The organism is Citrobacter sp. Cu231, from assembly GCF_030332265.1.
GTDB lineage: Bacteria > Pseudomonadota > Gammaproteobacteria > Enterobacterales > Enterobacteriaceae > Citrobacter > Citrobacter meridianamericanus.
Genome location: NZ_JAOWIE010000020.1, coordinates 82,192 through 101,941, shown reverse-complemented (window position 1 = coordinate 101,941; position 19,750 = coordinate 82,192). Strand labels below are relative to the sequence as shown.

Below are 19,750 nucleotides of genomic sequence, written 5' to 3'. Positions count from 1 at the left end.
GGTAGATCACTACACCCTAAGGACATCACAATGAACCTACAAACATCTTTACCTTCAGGTAAACCAAAGACCTGGAAAGCAAGATATACCGTCCTGACATTGATCTGGCTGGCGTGGCTGCTCTCTTTTCTCGACAGAATGGTGATGAGCGTCTCGCTCCCTTATATCGGCAAAGATTTAAATCTGGATACGACCCAACAAGGGTTAATTATTAGCGCCTTTTTTATTGGTTATGCTGCGTTTCAAATTCCCGGCGGTTTGCTGGCGGATAAGTTTGGCTCGCGCAAAATCATGGCCATCGGTATTGCCTGGTGGTCTGTTTTCACCAGCTTGACCGGCGCCGTATTGACGCTGCCATTGATGCTGGCCGTTCGCTTCTTCTTTGGTGTTGGTGAAGGTTGCTTCCCATCGGCGTCGTGGAAGATGATATCGACCTATTTCCCGTCGAAAGAGCGTGGCCGCGCCACAGCGATTCAGTCGACGGTAAACACCTTAGGCCCAGCGCTGGCAGTAGTTGTAGCGGCAAGTATAATCGGGGCTTTTGGCTGGCACATGGTCTTTATCGTGCTGGGTATTCCGGGTCTGTTTATTGCGGCGGGCATCTACTTATTTACTCGTGATAACCCGAAAGATCACCCTGCCATTACGCAGCAGGATCTAGCGGAGCTGGCTGCTGACGAACAGGGGAGCCTACAAAACACCAGCGGTATCGCGTTTAAAGATGTGTTGAAAATGCCGGTGCTCTGGCAAATGGCAATTATTTGGTTTTTGTTTGATATCACCTTCTGGGGGTTTTCAACCTGGCTGCCTAGCTACCTGATCACCGTTCGTGAGTTTTCTCTGGCAAAAACCGGTGTTATGGCGGCTATTCCTTTCCTGTTTGGCGCAGGTGGAACATTATTGGGCGGCTATTGCTCAGATAAATTTAAACCCCAGCGTAAAACGTTGTATGTCGTGACCTCGGTTATTGCTGCGGGTTTCCTGTATCTGACTTTCAGCGTGAGCAGTGCAGATATGGCAGTGGTGTATCAGTGTATTTCAGCCCTGTTCATGTTCTTCGCCATGGCGACATTCTGGGGCATTCTGATGGATACCATTCCCAGCAACATTATGGGACGGGCATCCGGTATCGTTAACTTTGGTGGGCAGATGGCGGGCGTTGTTTCTGCTCCGATCATCGGCTGGCTGATTCAAAGCGGCGGCGGAAGTTATAACAGTGCTTTTATCTTTATGATTGCCGCGCTGTTGTGTTCTGCCGTCGTTACGCTGACCGTGAAAAGCTCGCATGCAATAGGGGCATTGCCCAGTAAAGCCTGATTAATAGCGGCCTCCCTGTGGCACTGCTGTTTCAGAGCCGCAGGGAGTTTCTCTCTAAATTCAGCAGGTTTTCTCTATATTTGGTCGGGTATAAAATTGATTTTTAGATAGCTATTTTTCATATACGCCCCCGCAGTTCTGATGAACAATATTCCGACTATATGTTCCTGGTCATTAAGAATAAATTATAATAAATGAGCGATTTGTCCTACACGTGTAAGAATATTCCTTTATATTGTGTTAATAGTTTGATATTTAGATAGGTTCAAGGTTTAAAATTTGTAAATTACAGTGTTGCGTTTATGCCTTGATCTTCGTTTTTATAAAAAAATGAATAAAACAGACGAGTAATTATGTTAGGATTTACCTGAAAAAGCCTTATTTTCATAAATCATAACGTTGAAGGCACACCTGCTCTATAGCCATCGCCTCTCTTTATTTATCGGGATTCTTACACGCAATGAACGCGATAATCGTTGACGATCACCCATTAGCTCGCATAGCCATCCGCAATTTGCTCGACACTAATGGTATTACCGTAACCACCGAGCTTGACAGCGGGGAGCAAGTGGTTCAAACCGTTGAAAAAATGAAGCCTGAACTGCTGATTATTGATGTGGATATTCCGGGGATCAGCGGCATCGAAGTACTGGAGCAACTGCGAAAGCGACACTATGCTGGTGTAATCATTATCATTTCAGCCAAAAATGAATTTTTTTACGGCAAACGTAGCGCCGAATATGGCGCTAACGGATTTGTGAGTAAAAAAGAAGGTATGAATAATATTCTCGCCGCAATCGAAGCAGCAAAAAATGGCTATAGCTATTTCCCCTTTTCCCTTGAGCATTTCACTGGTTCATCTGTTAGCGAGCAGGATAAGCTTGATACGTTGTCAACCCAGGAAATGAGAGTGTTGCGCTATATTCTTAACGGTATGGATTACAGCACTATTGCCAGCAAAATGAACATCAGTAATAAAACAGTAAGCACCTATAAAAGTCGTTTAATGGAAAAATTAGATTGCTCATCATTAATGGAAATTTATGATTATGCGCAGAGAAATAAAATAGGATAGAGTAATGCTGGCACGCTTGTTTATTTTTTTGATGGTCATATTTACCATCGGGTTGTCTACGGGTGTAAGCTCGGCTCGGCAAGTTGAGCTAAAAAGTAACTATAATACCTCAGTACAGAATATCAGCTTGAACAAGGAAGAAACAAACTGGTTAGCGCATAAGAAAACCTTGGTTGTTGGCACCTGGTTACCGGAAGTTTCCCCCATTGTTTATCAAAATAGCGGTGAATATTATCGGGGAGTCAACGCAGACTATCTGGCGCTGATGCAAAAGATTCTCAATCTAAAAATTGTTATAAAGCAGTATGATAATGAGAAAGAAGCGTTGGCCGCACTTGCCAGTAACGACGTTGATACGTTGATAACCCAGCTTTCAAGGCGCCAGGAGATCGGCGGGCATTTATTGCGTACTTCTGCCTTGCTGACGACGTGGCCGACGTTGGTGACTTCGCTAAAAAACACCATGCTGCCGCTGACCTCCGGGCATCAGGTTAGCGTCGCGTGTGTGCGAGATTGTCCTTTTCTTGATGTTATCCAGGATGCTTTTCCTGAGGCTAAAGTTTCATTCTACGACGACGAATATCAGGCTATGGCGTCGGTAGTAAATGATGAGAACCAATATTATATTGGTAACAATATCACCAGCAGTCATTGTATCTCACGATATTTTTCGCAATCACTGGTTATTACGCACTACTTTGATCAGCAAGAACAATATAATTATTTTGTAGTAAAGGAAGACCAGCCGGTATTAAGAACTATTCTTGATAGTTTCATTACGTCAATCAGTAATGAAATCCATATGCAGGTCATGCAGAACTGGCTGAACCGCGGTAACCTTGCTTATCTGAATGCGCCTATTCCTTTCACTCATCAGGAAAAAGCGTGGCTGGAGAAAAAACACACTATTCGTATTTTGATCAACCCAGACTACCCACCGTATACTCTGGTCGATCGCAGCGGGGAGCTTCGCGGTATTCTTGGTGATTTGCTGAATATTGTTCATCTGCAAACGGGTCTCGATTTTGAACCTATTTTAGCTGATTCCAAAAGCGAACAGATGAAAATAATCAGCGGTGAAGACTGGGATATGTATCCCACCATTACGCTGACTACGCAAAATCAGCGAAATTCTACCTTTAGCGATCCGCTGATGAATGTTGCATTTGTGATGATCACTTCCCGCGAGGAAGCAGCCGACTCGCTACTGAATAAACCGATCCGTATTGCGTTGCCCGCCGGACATGCATTGGAAAGTGATTTGAGACAACGCTATCCCCAGGCCGCCTGGGTGGATGCTGATACAGGCAGCGTCGCGATGTCTATGCTCAGGGAGGGTAAGGTTGACGCGGCGATCGCTACCGAATTGTCGGCAAGGTACATGGTCGATCATTACTACCAGAAAAATATGCACTTTTTTAGGCTTCCGGATATGCCTGGCGCCTCCGTGAGCTTTGCAGTTTCTCCCCGCGAGCCCATGTTGAAGTCTGTTATGGATAAAGCGCTCCAGGCCATTCCGCCGCGTGAGATTTTGCAGATGACGGAGAAGTGGTCGAAAATTTCTAATACGCAGGTCGATATCTGGAGTCGATATAGCAAACAGTTCTATCAACTGGTGGTGTTTGCGCTTTTGCTGATAGCGGTTAGCCTGATCTGGGGGATTTCACTCTCTCGTGAGGTAAATAAAAGAAAACAATCTCAGCGGCTATTGGAAGAACAACTTCATCTCAAAGAGGCTTTATCTCAAGAGCTGGAGATCGAAAAGAACAAAGCGATTGAAGCGACCAAGGCCAAAAGCCGTTTTCTTGCGAGCATGAGCCATGAATTGCGTACCCCAGTAAGCTCTATTGTTGGCTTTCTGGAATTACTGTCGAGTTCAGAACTCAGTCCGGCGCAGCGAAAAGAGGCGATTGCCCTTACCGGGGCGACGGCTCAGTCCTTGCTTGGGCTGATCGGTAAGATTCTGGACGTGGATAAGATTGAGTCTGGTAAATACCAGGTTGTTCCTCAATGGACGGATCTCTCACAGCTCCTTGCATTGCAGTGCCACTCTTTTGATGCTTTAGCCAGACAGAAAGGCATAACGCTTGCTTGCACGAGCCAATTGCCGGCAAACGAGCGGGTATTTGTCGACCAACAGGCTTTGCGGCAAATTATTACCAACCTCGTGGGCAATGCGCTGAAGTTTACCGAACAGGGGAGTATTCATGTGACGGCCCGTTTGACGCCTGACGAGGAGAATCACGGTACCCTGATCATCACCATTAGCGACACAGGTTGCGGGATTAGCGAAGAGGAGCAGGCTGGGCTGTTTCATCGTTACGCTCAAGGGTGTTGCGGACGTCAGCAAACGGGGTCTGGTCTGGGATTATTTATCTGCAAAGAGCTGGTGACGCTGATGGGCGGCACGCTGGAGCTGATGAGTATCCCGTCGCAAGGAACCACGTTTACCATAACGCTGCCGGTCGAGACTGCCCGCCAGTCGGTTGTACCGGATGGCGACACGCCAGGTACTCTGTTGCCGCTGCCGTGTCTGTCTATTTTGATAGCCGATGACAACCCAACTAATCGCCTGCTGCTTAAGCGACAGCTGAACACCATTGGTTACAGTGTGGATGAAGCCTGTGATGGTGAGGAAGCTGAAGCCAAACTGGCTAAAAAATCATACGATCTGTTGATAACTGATGTGAATATGCCGAAGAAGGACGGGTTTGATCTCGCGGCTTCGCTACGTCAGCAGCAGCCCCATTTACAAATCTGGGGGCTGACGGCAAGTGCACTTCCGCAGTCTCGCGATCGATGTCTGCAAAACGGAATGAATTTATGTCTGTTTAAGCCCGTGTCTATTCAGACCCTGACGCATGAATTGAGTAAAATCGAAACCGGTTATTCGTCTCCTGGTGCAATCCGACATCTGAAATTCAATGTCTTGACGGAAAATACCGGCGGCGATCGCACGTTAATGAACGAGATACTCGAAACATTTCGTGAGGCCACGCTCAGCGATCTACAGGCGGCAGAGAAAGCCGTTAGGGAAGATGAACCTCAGCTGTTTTTGCGCGCCCTGCACCGGCTGCATGGTTCAGCGCAAATTCTGGGGATTACCGCGCTTCAGACGCTATGCAAACCTTTTGAATCTATGCGACATGAGGATATTCCTCTGGCGGTATGTCAGGAAGCATTACAAAAGATTGTTGCTGTGATGCGGGAAATTGAGATTGAGATCGACAGTCTGATTAGCCATTAACCCTCCCGCTCGGGTAGCCGTAGCTGCCCGGGCAGGAGAGAAAGTCCTGGTTCAACACGCCGTAGTGCTGAGTATTACTGGCCTGCGCCCAGCATCTCGCTATCGATCACAATGCCTTCTTCAGCACCCTTTAACACAAGGTTTGCTTCATAGTATTTACCTGAAGACAGCAGTTTCTGCGCGCTGGTAACGGCTTTACGCGTCTGATTCAGGGGCATCAGATATTGAGTCTGAAGTACGCTGATACCAGCCAGTTGCAAAGTATCTACTGCACCTTTCCAGTCGCCTTTGGCCATTTTGCCATTCGCTGTTTTGATTGCAGATTCTTTGGCCGGAGTAGCAATATAATCTTCTGACAGCGCAACCGTCGCATTGATGACCACGTACTGATCGTCAATCATCTTGGCTTTAGGCGCAGCCTTTACAAATTTCGCCCAGTCGTGGCTGTCACCTGCCAACAGGGAAGCGGCGTCATCTGTTAATTTTTTAGCACTGTCAGGCTGTCCATGAAACAGAGCCAGACGGGCAAGCTGAATATCACGCATCGCATTTGCACCTTGTACCGCGACCTGCATAATATCGGCAGCTTCTTTTTGTACATTTGCTGTAGCAGTTTGTGCCGGAGTGGTAGTGGTCGCTGCCATTACCGGTGCTGAACCCATCATGGTTGCTAGCAGACCCGCAAGAATAATCTTTTTCATTACTTTCTCCTGAATAAAGTTGGTATATGTCACCAAACGAAATAAGCATATTAAATAAATTAAATGAGAGGAATCAGAGCCAGGAAGGAATAATGAGCGTTTAATCTTACAGATGTCAGACGTCTGACGTGTGTAGGATTTTACGGATAACGGATTTCCTTTATTCTTATATACGAATCCTGAGTGGAAGTCTTATCATTCCATGGTAATTGATATGTATCAACTGAGTATTATTCTTTTATTTGCAGGTTACATTGCATTGCTATGTGACGGAGGATGTATGTTTGTTTTTAACCAGCGCAGCCTGAAAGCGTTCAATGAAAAAACACTATTTCACTATAAAAGACACGCCACGATCATGGCAGTGCTGTTATTGATTTGCGGCATCTGCTGCTTAATCTATCCAATCGCCGCAGGCGTTTACTTAAGCTATGCCACAGGTTTTATGTTCCTGGTATGTGGCTTCTATTCTATTTATAGCCTGTTCAGCGCGGGTAAAAAACAGTTGAAAGCCAGATTCACTTACGCCTTTTTTGCTATGGCGTGGTTACTGTTGGGATACTGTTTCCTTGTTAATCCGGTGATTGGCATGAATTCGCTGGCAATGGTTTTTTGCTGCCTGTTTATTCTCGGCGGTATATTCCGTGTTGCTTCCGGTGTCAAAATGTTCCGCAGTCCGGGCTATGGATGGAATACCTTTATTGGTATTTTTGACCTGCTTATTGCTGGCGCGTGGCTGAATATGGATCCTGACAGATCTTATGTGTTTACCTCCATCTTTATTGGTGTGGAGATGATCTTTAGTTCTTTGGCTTTTATCAGTCTGCGCAGAAATACGACCTTGGCACAAACTGATAAACTCGCTGATAAAAATTAATGCGCCCCTGGAGTGCATTTTGAGTGTTAAAATGTGTCATCAACATCCTGATGCTAAATTGGGTGAACTGGCTGTAAATCTGCAGGATACCGGCCTGCACTATTGATTAACCGTTTTGATAGCCTGGCATTAGTTAGAATTGACAACCTCTGTACCTACCCCGGTCGTTCCCCTACAAGAAAACCAGCTATCCGCGAGAAATTCGCTGGATAGCCGGGTCCGCTAATACTCGTAGATCTCACAAGTGAAGCGCTATCCCTGGGATCTTATATCTTTATCCCAGGGATAGGGCAGGGTATCAGCGCCGTGCTTTAAATCGCGCCAGCATGTTTTCAACAAGCACAAAGAAGAGCGGAACAAAATAGATTGCCAGCACCGTTGCGGCCAGCATCCCACCGATAACACCTGTACCGACAGCATTTTGCGCGCCAGAACCCGCGCCATTGTTTATAGCCAGTGGAATAACTCCAAGAATGAAAGCCAGTGACGTCATCAAAATAGGGCGTAAGCGCATTTTGGCCGCTTCCACCGCGGCTTCAAGCGGCGTTTTCCCTTCTTTTTGCATAATCTCGACGGCGAACTCGACGATCAGAATGGCGTTTTTAGCCGACAGTCCCATGGTGGTGAGCAGGCCGACCTGGAAGTAAACATCATTGCTCAGGCCGCGCAGATCGGTTGCCAGCAACGCGCCGACCACCCCAATTGGCACAACCAGCATCACGGAAAATGGGATCGACCAGCTTTCATACAGCGCCGCCAGCGCCAGAAATACGACGATCAGCGAAATGCCGTACAGCATTGGTGCCTGGTTTGTGGACAGCGCTTCCTGATAAGACAGGCCAGTCCAGGCATAGCCGACGCCCGCGGGCAGTTTATTAATCAGCGAGGCCATAAATTTCATCGCATCACCGCTGCTTTTCCCTTCAACCGGTTGGCCCAGAATTTCCATTGCTGGCTGACCATTGTAGCGTTCAAGGCGTGGAGAGCCGTAGGTCCACTCGGTTGATGAGTACGCGGAAAGCGGCGTCATCGCGCCAGAGGCATTACGTACGTACCAGCGATTGATATTGTCCGGCAACATACGGAATGGCGTATCAGCCTGGACATACACTTTTTTAACGCGTCCCTGGTTCAGAAAATCATTGACATAGCGACTACCGAAGGCCGTGGAGAGAGTCTGATTGATATCCGCTAATGCGACGCCCATGGCTTCCGCTTTCCTTGCGTCGACGTGAATGCGGAACATCGGCGTGTCTTCAAGACCATTCGGACGCACCCCGTCGACCTCACCGGACGACTGACTGGCCAGAGCCAAAAGCTCGTTTCGAGCCTGCATCATTTTTTCATGCCCAAGGTTACCGTTATCCAGCAGCTCCATATCAAAACCTGAAGCCGTACCCAATTCTGCCACTGCGGGTAAATTAAACGGATACACGACGGCATTATTGATGGTACTTAAGGCCATCATTGCCCGTCGAATAATGGCGGTAACCGAGTTTTCTTCGCCAATGCGTTCTGACCACGGCTTCAGGCTGATAAACGCCAGGCCATTGTTTTGTCCCTGACCGCTAAAACCAAATCCGCCTACGGTAAAAACAGACGCGACGTTTTTCTGTTCTTTCGTCAGGTAGTAATCCGTTATTTCTCCAAGCACTTTGCTGGTGTTTACCATCGTTGAACCTGAGGGCAATTGCGCCGTGGTCATGAATACCCCCTGGTCTTCTTCAGGCAAAAAGGAGGTCGGCGTACGTAAAAACAGCACCATCATGCCCGCGCCAATGACTAAGTAAACGACCATGTAACGGCCCGTGCAACGTAACAGTTTTCGGGTGCTGTCCGTGTAGTGCTGAGTGCATTTCTCCATGAAATGATTGAATCGGGCAAACAGAAAATGCGTATTTGCCTGCTCGTCATCGTGTGCTTTTAACAGCATGGCACAGAGTGCTGGCGTCAGGCTCATCGCCACAAACACCGACAGCAGCATGGAGGAGATCAAGGTGATGGAAAACTGACGGAAAATTTCTCCTGTCGCGCCGCTCATAAATGCCATCGGCATAAATACGGCGGATAACACGACGGCAATACCAACCAGCGCCCTCTGGAGCTGGCCCATTGCTTTATGCGTTGCCGCTTTGGGTGACAAGTGTTCTTCGGCAATAATACGTTCTACGTTCTCAACCACCACGATAGCATCATCGACTAGCAACCCTATCGCCAGCACCATGCCAAACATTGTGAGTGTATTAATCGAGAAACCGGCGACGTCGAGAATGGCAAAGGTGCCGAGGATAACCACCGGAACGGCGATTGTGGGGATAAGCGTTGCCCGGAAGCTTTGTAAAAACAGATACATGACGAGGAACACCAGAATGATTGCCTCGATCAATGTATGAAAAACACCCTGAATTGAAATCTCGATAAACGGCGTGGTGTCATAAGGATAAACGGTTTTCATGCTGGCCGGAAACCAGGCCGATAATCGGTTCAGTTCGTGTTTGACCGCCTGAGATGTTTCCAGGGCATTGGCGCCAGCGGCAAGTTTAATCGCAATCCCGGCTGCGGGTTTGCCGTTGTAACGAGCAACCGTAGCATAATTTTCCGCGCCCAGTTCAATGCGGGCGACATCACGCAGCAAAACCTGGGAGCCATCTTGCTGAACTTTGAGGAAGATCTTGCCAAACTCATCGGTAGTTTGCAGGCGCGTCCGGACGATGATCGACGCATTTAGCTGCTGATCGGCAGCCTGTGGCATGCCCCCCAATTGTCCGCCTGAGATCTGATTGTTCTGAACTTTGAGCTGGGTAATGACGTCCTGCGGGGTGAGGTTATACTTGTCGAGTTTTTGCGGATCAAGCCATATGCGCATAGCGTATTGTGAACCGAATAGCTGCACGCTCCCCACCCCAGCAGTACGGCTTAGCGGGTCTTTAATGTTCGAGGCCACATAGTCGGCAATATCATATTGGCTCAGACTGTTATTATCAGAGATAAAGCCGGCGACCATTAAAATATTGCTGCTCGATTTATCAACGCTGATCCCTTGCTGCTGTACCTCCTGCGGCAAGGATGGCATTGCCAGTTGCAGCTTATTCTGTACCTGAACCTGCGCAATATCGGGCGATGTGCCCGTTTTGAAGGTCAGGATGATTGACGCATTACCTGCCGCATCGCTGGTGGATGACATATACATCAGGCCATCAAGACCATTCATATTCTGTTCAATCACCTGAGTCACGGAGTCTTCAACGGTCTTGGCGTCAGCCCCTGGGTAGGCGGCGCTGATGGTAATGGTCGGGGGAGCAATTTGTGGATATTGGGCGATCGGCAGATTCATTATTGCGATACCGCCGGTAAACATCATGATAATGGCAAGCACCCATGCGAAAACCGGGCGCTCAATAAAAAAGTTGGCCATGAAGAGAGTGTCCTTAATACCTGAAATATTACTGTTTTGTTACCGCATCAGGGGGGTTCAGTTTTGAAGGGAGGACCCGGGCTTTGACTCCCGGACGAATTCGTTGTAGTCCGGACACAATGACCCGATCGCCGGGACGTAGACCTGCGGTCACCAGCCATTGATTGCCAACGGCCTTCACGGCGTTTATTTCGCGCAGTTGCACCACGTTTTCCTGGTCAAGGAGAAGCACGGTGGCTTTTCCTTGCGCGTTATGCGTAACCCCTTGTTGGGGGACCATCAAAACGTTCTGCTGACTGCCTTCGTCCAGCAACGCCGTGACATACATCCCGGGTAAAATTTCACCTTCAGGATTCGGGAACACCGCGCGCAGGGTTACCGAACCAGTGGTCTCATCGACGGCGGGATCGGCAAACTCAAGCGTACCGGTATGACGATATGGTTTGCCGTTTTCCAGCATCAGCTCAACAGGAATTTTGCCCTGTTGCTGGGCGATTTTGCCGTTGGCTTTCTCTTCTTTCAGGCGTAAGAAGTCTTGTACTGACTGCGTTAAATCAACATAAATAGGATCCAAACGCTGAACGGTGACCAGTGCGTTTTGCTGGTTGGCAGTGACCAGGGCACCCACGGTCACGGATGATTTACCGCTGATGCCATCAATCGGCGAGGTGACATTGGCGTAACGAAGGTTGATGGTGGCCTGCTCAAGATCCGCTTTGGCGACAGCGACATTGGCTTGCGCTTCATTCAGCTGGGAGCGTGTTGTGTCGTAGTCCTGACGGCTGACGTAATTAGATTTAAGTAACGCTGACTGCCGATTTAATGTGAGACGCACATTATTGGCCGTCGCTAATGCCTTTGCCAGTGCGCCTTTGGCTGAATCCAGTTGCGCCTGCAGCGGAGCAGGATCAATTTGATACAGTGATGCTCCTTTACTGACTTTATCACCCTCAATAAAATTGCGTTTTATGATTATCCCGCCAACCTGAGGCCGGATTTCGGCGATCTCGAATGAAACCGCGCGGCCCGGAAGTTCACTTTTAATATTTACTGAAGAGGGCGCTAAGGTAATAACGCCGACTTCGGGCTCTATGGCGGTGTTTTTTACTGCTGGTTTATTATCGCAGGCGGTGATAATGACGCTACTAAAAAATAATGGTATCAAGAGTAAGCATTTTCTGTTCATAGTTATCCCTGAATAATGTGTAAACACAAATGTTCTTGTATTGCATGCAGGATGGGAGAGTGATCGATAAATAACAAAAGATGCTCAGGCATGAGACGACTAAAGCCCATTTTTCGCTAAAGTGCTAGCGGGTAAATTATAGGTAACAGGAAGAATTCATGTTAGCCGAAGGATCGCATTCAGTGGCATGGCGCAATAAGATAAACACGGAAGATGATAAGGATGTTTCGCCTGTATCAAATTCCGCGATAGATTAGCGCCATCTAACTACGGGGTTATTTTACGAGCTCCGGTGTAACCTCGGTTACGGTATTTGTGTAGTAGGGGCCTCCCCACATCGGTTCAGGCCAGAACGCGCCGTATCCGTAATCCCACAGGTTATAGGTGGTGTTGACAGTATCTGTTAAATGCCAAATCTGAATGCCCTGTAAATCAACTTTCACAAAGTTGTACGGGACCTTATTGATGAATCCAGGTTCTTCCCCTTGAATTGTCCCTAAAATAGTCACGAAATGGTTTCTGTAGTTTACCGGGTCGAGAAACCCTTTCTGCTGGGCAAGTATACGTCCCTGATAGTTCGCGTCTATTTGTGGTTTGGCGTAGCTGTTCAGTGGTAATACGGCGATTTCCAGTAGCGTATCTGTTTTGGTGTTAATCACATTGATGACTTTACCCCCAAAGCGAGCCTGCTGACCGGTATATAACCCGGGTTGGTTGTGCACTGAGATAAAGTTTTTTTGAATATCGGATTGATTATTACCTTTGATATTCTCAGGAATTGAAGCACATGCTGCCAGGGCGAATGTAAGGGCAATAACCAGCAACCCTTTTACTTTATTCATTTTTACTTTCCTGCTAAAAAAGACAGGCCTATAGTAAACCTTTGCCCATTATTGTCAGCACGCACATTGTTGATTGGCTAATAGTCGTATAATTGTAGCTTATGGTAATAATAGAGAGTATTTTTGGACATATTCCCGTCACGTGACGGGAATATAAAAAGACGGGCCATCAATTTGTGGACTGCCCGGTTACCCGACAGAATGACCGCGTTCATTGCTCCCGTCACCCAGGCGGTAAGCCAGCGCAACCACTAGCGACTGTACCAGACACAGCGTCGCTGACTGAGAGCGAAACGCGTCAACCTGCGCCTCTTTTACCACAAAGCAGAGATCGCTGAACGTTGCCAGCGGGCTTATCTGGCTGTCGGTTATGACTATCTGGCGCGCGCCTGCATTGGCCGCAGTTTCGCTGACCATCACCGTTTCTTCCGCATACGGCGAGAAGCTTATCGACACAACAATATCGCGCGCTTTGATGCGGTTAATTTGCTCGCGCAACATCCCACCCATACCGTCGAGCAAAATAGGGCGACATTCAAGATGGCTCAGAGCGTAGGTGAGATAGGCGGCTACGCTAAACGAACGACGCAGACCGGCGATGTAGATGGTCTCGGCTTCTGCCAGTAATTGTACGGCGCGTTCTAACATTTCAGGTTCGGCACGGGCCGCCAGCTGCTGTAGGGCCTGAGTATTCGAACGGGCGAACTCCTGCAGGATATCAAGCGGCGTTTCTGGCACGGCTTCGCTTTCCATCTCCCGGAACAGGCGCGCGCGATCGCTGTAGCTGGCAGTTTCCTCCACCAGGTTCATACGAAACAGCTGTTTCATTTCGTTGAAGCCGGTGAAGTCAAAGGCGTTGGCGAAGCGGATAAGCGTTGAGGGAGGCACTCCGGCCCGCTCGGCAATGACGGCAACCGTATCAAAAGCCACGCTATTTGTATTATCCAGCACATAGCGGGACACCTGCTGCAGCCTCTTGCTCAGTCCATCGTAGCGATCGCGGATTTGCTGCTGCAGTTCGTTCAGGCTGGTTGCTGTCGTCATTTTACCTCCTGTTGCATAGTTTTATGATTCTAAACGCAAAACCGCGTCTTTGAAATGTCACTCATTCATACGACCGAAAAAACGAAACAAAAGCTTCAGACTTATCTCCTGCTGAAACGTTCTGCCAGTGCAGGTGAATCATGCAATTTCACTTGTTAACATAAAAACCCATCCTTGATCACATTAATCATTATTTATTTTATTTCAACTTAAAATGGAATGTTTGTTTCATATATAGTACACAGATAGCAGCGTTCAGGTAACAGTCACGTATCAACAGCGAGAGGTTAAGGATGGAGACGGTAGCGAATTTTATTCATGGCGAATGTGTCACCGGTTCAGGCCAGCGCGTTCAGGCGATCTTCAACCCGGCCACCGGCGAACAGATCCGCCAGGTGGTGATGAGTACAACACAGGAAACCGAACAGGCCATCGCGGCAGCGTATGACGCGTTCCCTGCCTGGGCGCGACACTCTCCACTAAAACGTGCGCGAGTGATGTTCCGCTTTAAGGCGCTGCTGGAAGAGAACATGGATCAGTTGGCGCGCATCATCAGTGAAGAACATGGCAAGGTGTTCTCTGACGCGGTCGGTGAATTGACGCGCGGCCTGGAGGTGGTGGAGTTTGCCTGTGGCATCCCACATCTGCAAAAGGGTGAACACTCAGCCAATGTAGGGACCGGAGTCGATAGTCATTCGCTGATGCAACCGCTCGGGGTTTGCGTGGGGATCACACCGTTTAACTTTCCGGCAATGGTGCCGATGTGGATGTTCCCCATCGCATTAGCGACCGGGAATACCTTCGTACTGAAGCCCTCGGAAAAAGATCCTTCTCTTGCATTGGCGCTGGCGAAATTACTGCAAGAAGCAGGTCTGCCGGACGGTGTGTTCAACGTCGTCCAGGGCGATAAAGAGTCCGTTGATGTGCTGCTGACCGACCCGCGCGTACAGGCCGTGAGCTTCGTCGGCTCAACGCCGATTGCGGAATATATTTATCAGACGGCTTCGGCCCACGGTAAGCGTTGCCAGGCGTTGGGCGGTGCTAAAAACCATTGCATTTTAATGCCGGATGCCGACATGGATATGGCGACTAACGCCATTATGGGCGCAGCTTTCGGCGCAGCGGGAGAACGCTGCATGGCGCTTTCTGTCGTGTTGGCGGTGGGCGATAAAACGGCAGATGAGCTGTGCTCACGACTGGAAAAGCAGATTGCTGCACTGCGTGTCGGACCGGGGCTTGATCAGACGCCGGAAAACGAAATGGGGCCGCTTATTTCCTCGGCACATAGGAATAAAGTGCTCGGGTATATCGACAGTGGGGAATCTCAAGGGGCCAGCCTGCGCGTGGATGGTCGACGTTTTAGCGTCAAAGGTCATGAGCAGGGCTATTTTGTCGGGCCGACCCTGTTTGATAACGTCACTCCGGAAATGACGATCTACAAAGAAGAGATTTTCGGGCCGGTACTTTCTGTGGTGCGCGTAGCAGATTACAGCAGCGCGTTGGAACTGATTAATCGCCACGAATATGGTAATGGCACGGCGATTTTCACACGTGATGGCGGCTGTGCGCGTCGCTTCTGCGAAGAGGTTCAGGCGGGTATGGTGGGCGTTAATGTGCCTATTCCGGTGCCGATGGCGTTCCACAGTTTTGGCGGCTGGAAGCGTTCCATTTTTGGTGCGCTCAACGTTCACGGCAACGATGGCGTACGTTTCTATACGCGGATGAAAACCGTTACCGCACGCTGGCCAGAAATGCTGCAGGACACGGGGGCCGCGTTCTCCATGCCGACGCTGGGCTGACAGGAGGGTTTATGCAAACCGAACGTATGACCATGGCTCAGGCGCTGGTCAAATTCCTTAATCAACAATATATCTGTGTCGATGGACAGGAAGCGCCTTTTGTCGAGGGTGTGGCGACCATCTTTGGTCACGGTAACGTGCTGGGTGTCGGCCAGGCGCTGGAGCAGGATCCCGGTCACCTGCAGGTGATGCAGGGCTGTAACGAACAGGGAATTGCGCATATGGCGACTGGATTCGCCAAACAGCATCGACGCCAGCGTATTTTTGCCGTCACGTCGTCGGTTGGACCGGGGGCGGCGAATATGGTGACTGCCGCGGCGACCGCGACGGCGAACCGTATTCCGCTGTTGCTGTTGCCCGGGGATGTCTATGCCAGCCGCCAGCCGGATCCGGTACTGCAACAAATTGAGCAATACCATGACCTTGGCATCAGCACGAATGACTGTTTCCGGCCTGTCTCGCGTTACTGGGATCGGATTAATCGCCCGGAGCAGTTAATGAGCGCGATGCTGAACGCGATGCGAGTGCTTACTGACCCCGCAGATACTGGAGCAGTCACTATTTGCCTGCCACAGGATGTGCAAGGGGAAGTCTGGGATTACCCGCAGAGCTTCTTTGCGCGCCGCGTGCATTTGATTGAACGTCGTCCACCCGATCCGCAGCGTCTGGCGATGGCGCGGGCGCTGATTGCCCGCAAACGTCGTCCGCTGGCGGTATGCGGCGGCGGGGTTCGCTATTCCGGTGCGCATGAGGCATTTCAAACGTTTGTTGAAACGCTGCAACTGCCATTTGCCGAAACTCAGGCCGGAAAGGGGGCGCTGGTTAGTGACCACCCACTTAACCTTGGTGGCATTGGGGTTACCGGGGGGATGGCCGCCAATCAGCTCGCGCCGAAGGCCGATCTGGTGATCGGCATCGGCACGCGTCTCACCGACTTTACCACCGGCTCGAAAGCGCTGTTTTCTCATCCGGACGTTGAATTCCTGCTGTTGAACGTGGCGGAGTTTGATGCGCTGAAGCTTGATGCTACTGCGCTTATCGCCGACGCCCGTACCGGGCTGAATGCACTAACCGAAACGTTGAAAGATTACCGCAGCGATTGGGGGAATGAGGTAGCGCAGGTGCAAGCGGCCTGGCGCGATGAGTGCCAGCGTTTGTGGGATCGCGACTGGCGTCCTGACGACGAACCTGAAGTGGCGGGGCATCTTGACGCCCAACTGGCAGAATATGGCGACACGCTTAACACCCGGTTGACCCAGACTAAGGTGCTGGGGCTTATCAATCAGCACATCGAAGACAACGCTATTGTCGTCGGCGCGGCTGGCTCGCTGCCTGGCGATTTACAGCGCATCTGGCAGGTCAAAACCCCTGACAGCTATCATCTGGAATACGGCTACTCCTGTATGGGCTATGAAATTGCGGCTGCTATTGGGGCCAGGCTGGCGAAGCCACAGCAGCCGGTTTATGCCATGGTGGGAGATGGCTCGTACATGATGCTACATTCCGAGCTGCAAACCGCCGTTCAGGAAGGGATAAAGGTGACCATTCTGCTGTTTGATAACGCCGGCTTCGGCTGTATTAATAATCTGCAGATGGGACACGGGATGGGGAGTTTCGGCACGGAAAACCGCCACCGTAACCCGCAAACCGGGCGACTGGATGGGCCTTTGGTAAAAGTCGATTTTGCCCAAAACGCGCAGAGCTACGGCTGTCGGGCGTGGCGGGTACATGATGAACAAAGCCTTCTGGCGGCGCTGGAAGCCTCCCGTGCGCATCCTGGTCCTGCGCTGCTGGATATCAAAGTCCTGCCGAAAACCATGACCCACGATTACGCCGCCTGGTGGCGCACTGGCGACGCGCAGGTGGCCGATTCGCCGTCGGTGCGCAAAGCCGCTGAGCAGACGTTTGAGCAGGTGAAAAAAGCGCGCCAGTACTGACGCAGAGTTATGCCGGATAAGCAAAGCCGCCATCCGGCAATCCTTCCCGACGAAATTTTCATTTCATTTTTCTTTTCTCTTGATCCACCGCCTCATCCACCGCCTCCTTCCTGAACGGAAGGGGGCCAATTCCTGCATCTTTCCTTATATCATGTTGTGATATTGATAACAGATTTTATCTCATTCGTCTCAAAAGTGTTAACTTGCACTCAAAAATATAATTTTCACTATTTATAAAAATGAAATAAATGTTTTATTTAAGGGGTCGTTAGTTCATCGCATTCACCAACACCGGGAGCCGTTATGTTTAACATTGCTTTACTGGGCGCTGGCCGAATTGGCCAGGTACATGCAGCTAACATTGCCAGTCACAGTGCCACCACGCTCTGGTCCGTCGTCGACCCGAATCAGGAGTTTGCCACCCGTCTTGCCACCCAGTACCAGGCCCGTCTGCAAAGTCTGGATGAGGCAATGACTGATCCAAACGTTCACTCCGTGTTGATCGCCTCCGCGACAGATACCCACGCAGACCTGATTGAACTGGCTGCTCGTCACGGCAAAGCTATCTTCTGCGAAAAGCCCGTCCACCTGGATCTGGCCCGCGTGCGCGACTGTCTGAAAGTGGTTAAAGAGTACGACGTGCCGCTGTTTATCGGCTTTAACCGCCGCTTTGACCCGCAGTTTCGCCGCGTGAAAACCGACGCACTGGCTGGGCGTATCGGTAAGCCGGAATCGCTGCTGATTATCTCCCGCGACCCGTCTCCGCCGCCTGCGGAATACGTGCGCGTCTCCGGCGGCATGTTCCGCGATATGACCATCCACGATTTTGACATGGCGCGCTTTATCATGGGCGAAGAGCCGGTGTCGGTGTATGCCCAAGGCAGTAATCTGGTGGATCCGGCGATTGGTGAGGCGGGCGATATCGACACCGCATTTATCGTTCTGAAATATGCTTCCGGCGCGATGGCGACCATCGTCAATAGCCGCCGCTCATCCTACGGCTACGACCAGCGCCTTGAGTTGCACGGCTCTGAAGGGCTGCTGTGTGCGGGCAATATTCTCGAAAACCAGGTGCAGCACTACGGCAAACAGGGCTGCAACAGCGCGCTGCCTGAACATTTCTTCCTGCAGCGTTATAAATCGGCCTATGCCGCGGAATGGGAGCACTTTGTTGCGGTACTGCGCGGCGAAGCGGTCCCGGATTGCAGCGGGGACGACGGTGAGCGTGCGCTGTATCTGGCGGATAAAGCGCTGGAGTCACTGCATAGCCAGCGTGAAGTTCTCCTCTGATTGTCATCACAACCAACCCTACACAGAGAGACATAATAATGAAAAAACTGATCTTAGCTGTCCTCATCGCCATGACATCCGGGGCAGCCATTGCTGAAAATGAGCAAATTGTTTTTAGTACGCCAAATCTGGCGATGCCATTTGAAGTTCACATGCAGCGCACGGCGGTGAAAGCCGCAAAAGAGATGGGTGTGAATTTGCAGGTTCTGGACGGGCAGGGTAGCTCGCCGAAACAGGTCGCTGACCTGGAAAACGCCATCACCCGTGGCGCACAGGGTTTTATCGTCTCACCGAACGATGTTAACGCGGTGTCCAGTGCGGTAGATGAAATTCAGGATGCGAAGCTACCCGTTGTTACTCTCGACCGCTCCGTCGATAGCCAGAAAAAAGTGCCGCACTTCGGCGCGAATAACTACAAAGGCGGCCAGGCGATTGGCGACTTTGTAAAAACCAAATTTCCTGACGGGGCGGACATTATTCTGCTGACCGGCCAGCCAGGCTCCTCCTCCAACATAGAACGTACTAAAGGTATTCGCGACAGCCTGAAGGCGGGCGGTGAAAAGTACAAGATCGTCGCCGATCAGACGGGTAACTGGATGCGCTCTGAAGGGATGCGCATTGTCGAAAGCGTGCTGCCTTCACTGCCGAAACGCCCACAGGTGATCCTCTCCGCTAACGACGACATGGCGCTGGGCGCGATTGAAGCGTTACAGGGGCAAGGTCTGAAACCGGGTGAAGTTCTGGTCACGGGCTTTGATGCTGTACCGGAAGCGCTGGCACGCGTGCGTGACGGCTGGCTGGCGGTAACGGCGGATCAGCGTCCTGGTTTTGCGGTGAAAACGGCCATGAGCCAACTGGTGAATAACGTCCGTGAGAAGACCGCAATCACCGGTGCTGACTATCCGCCAACGCTGATAACTAAAGAAAATCTGCAGCAGGCTGAGCGTATCGGTGAAGCCGGTAACTGATATGTCCAGAGCCGCTGCGTAAGTGGCGGCTCACTATGAGGAGGAGCAGACC

Annotated in this window: 13 protein-coding genes; 8 read left to right on the top strand and 5 right to left on the bottom strand. The window is 50.3% G+C overall.

Translation table 11 applies throughout. From position 1 onward, the window contains the following. Nucleotides 1-30 precede the first annotated feature (30 nt). The 3 genes from OGY15_RS01215 to OGY15_RS01205 all read left to right on the top strand — a co-directional run bounded on the left by OGY15_RS01215 (nt 31) and on the right by OGY15_RS01205 (nt 5,639). Entirely contained in the window at nt 31-1,317 is a 1,287-nt protein-coding gene (locus OGY15_RS01215) for an MFS transporter (protein WP_151224219.1), read from the top strand. Between the two features lie 460 nt (nt 1,318-1,777). Then, a complete protein-coding gene (gene evgA, locus OGY15_RS01210) occupies nt 1,778-2,392 on the top strand; it encodes an acid-sensing system DNA-binding response regulator EvgA (protein ID WP_151218143.1) in 615 nt (204 codons plus the stop codon). A 4-nt stretch (nt 2,393-2,396) separates the two neighbouring features. Then, nucleotides 2,397-5,639 carry a response regulator gene (locus OGY15_RS01205; RefSeq protein ID WP_151224218.1) on the top strand — a complete coding sequence of 1,081 codons (3,243 nt, stop codon included), beginning with the start codon at nt 2,397-2,399 and terminating at the stop codon, nt 5,637-5,639. Nucleotides 5,640-5,713: 74 nt separating this feature from the next. Here the strand turns inward: OGY15_RS01205 and OGY15_RS01200 are convergent, their stop codons facing one another. Continuing rightward, nucleotides 5,714-6,340: a YfdX family protein gene (locus tag OGY15_RS01200; RefSeq protein WP_151218142.1), complete on the bottom strand. Its 627-nt coding sequence runs from the start codon at nt 6,338-6,340 to the stop codon at nt 5,714-5,716. Between the two features lie 280 nt (nt 6,341-6,620). Between OGY15_RS01200 and OGY15_RS01195 the strand changes: the two genes are divergently transcribed. Next, the gene (locus OGY15_RS01195; RefSeq protein ID WP_286537826.1) at nt 6,621-7,217 is read left to right on the top strand and encodes a DUF308 domain-containing protein; all 597 of its coding nucleotides are present in this window, start codon (nt 6,621-6,623) and stop codon (nt 7,215-7,217) included. 298 nt (nt 7,218-7,515) lie between these two features. On the opposite strand, the gene OGY15_RS01190 is transcribed toward OGY15_RS01195, so the two are convergent. The 4 genes from OGY15_RS01190 to OGY15_RS01175 all read right to left on the bottom strand — a co-directional run bounded on the left by OGY15_RS01190 (nt 7,516) and on the right by OGY15_RS01175 (nt 13,704). Next, nucleotides 7,516-10,632: an efflux RND transporter permease subunit gene (locus OGY15_RS01190; RefSeq protein ID WP_286537697.1), complete on the bottom strand. Its 3,117-nt coding sequence runs from the start codon at nt 10,630-10,632 to the stop codon at nt 7,516-7,518. A 28-nt stretch (nt 10,633-10,660) separates the two neighbouring features. Continuing rightward, nucleotides 10,661-11,818: an efflux RND transporter periplasmic adaptor subunit gene (locus tag OGY15_RS01185; RefSeq protein WP_151218141.1), complete on the bottom strand. Its 1,158-nt coding sequence runs from the start codon at nt 11,816-11,818 to the stop codon at nt 10,661-10,663. Nucleotides 11,819-12,093: 275 nt separating this feature from the next. Continuing rightward, nucleotides 12,094-12,660, bottom strand: a complete 567-nt coding sequence (locus OGY15_RS01180) for a Slp family lipoprotein (protein ID WP_151224217.1) — start codon at nt 12,658-12,660, stop codon at nt 12,094-12,096. A gap of 189 nt (nt 12,661-12,849) precedes the next feature. After that, nucleotides 12,850-13,704 carry a MurR/RpiR family transcriptional regulator gene (locus OGY15_RS01175; protein ID WP_151218140.1) on the bottom strand — a complete coding sequence of 285 codons (855 nt, stop codon included), beginning with the start codon at nt 13,702-13,704 and terminating at the stop codon, nt 12,850-12,852. Nucleotides 13,705-13,997: 293 nt separating this feature from the next. On the opposite strand from OGY15_RS01175, the gene OGY15_RS01170 reads away from it, so the two are divergent. The 4 genes from OGY15_RS01170 to OGY15_RS01155 all read left to right on the top strand — a co-directional run bounded on the left by OGY15_RS01170 (nt 13,998) and on the right by OGY15_RS01155 (nt 19,698). Beyond that, the gene (locus tag OGY15_RS01170) at nt 13,998-15,503 is read left to right on the top strand and encodes a CoA-acylating methylmalonate-semialdehyde dehydrogenase (RefSeq protein ID WP_151218139.1); all 1,506 of its coding nucleotides are present in this window, start codon (nt 13,998-14,000) and stop codon (nt 15,501-15,503) included. Between the two features lie 11 nt (nt 15,504-15,514). Beyond that, the gene (iolD, locus tag OGY15_RS01165) at nt 15,515-17,440 is read left to right on the top strand and encodes a 3D-(3,5/4)-trihydroxycyclohexane-1,2-dione acylhydrolase (decyclizing) (protein ID WP_286537689.1); all 1,926 of its coding nucleotides are present in this window, start codon (nt 15,515-15,517) and stop codon (nt 17,438-17,440) included. Nucleotides 17,441-17,743: 303 nt separating this feature from the next. Beyond that, nucleotides 17,744-18,730 carry an inositol 2-dehydrogenase gene (gene iolG, locus OGY15_RS01160; protein ID WP_286537685.1) on the top strand — a complete coding sequence of 329 codons (987 nt, stop codon included), beginning with the start codon at nt 17,744-17,746 and terminating at the stop codon, nt 18,728-18,730. A gap of 38 nt (nt 18,731-18,768) precedes the next feature. Then, entirely contained in the window at nt 18,769-19,698 is a 930-nt protein-coding gene (locus OGY15_RS01155) for a sugar ABC transporter substrate-binding protein (protein ID WP_032949851.1), read from the top strand. Nucleotides 19,699-19,750 lie beyond the last annotated feature (52 nt).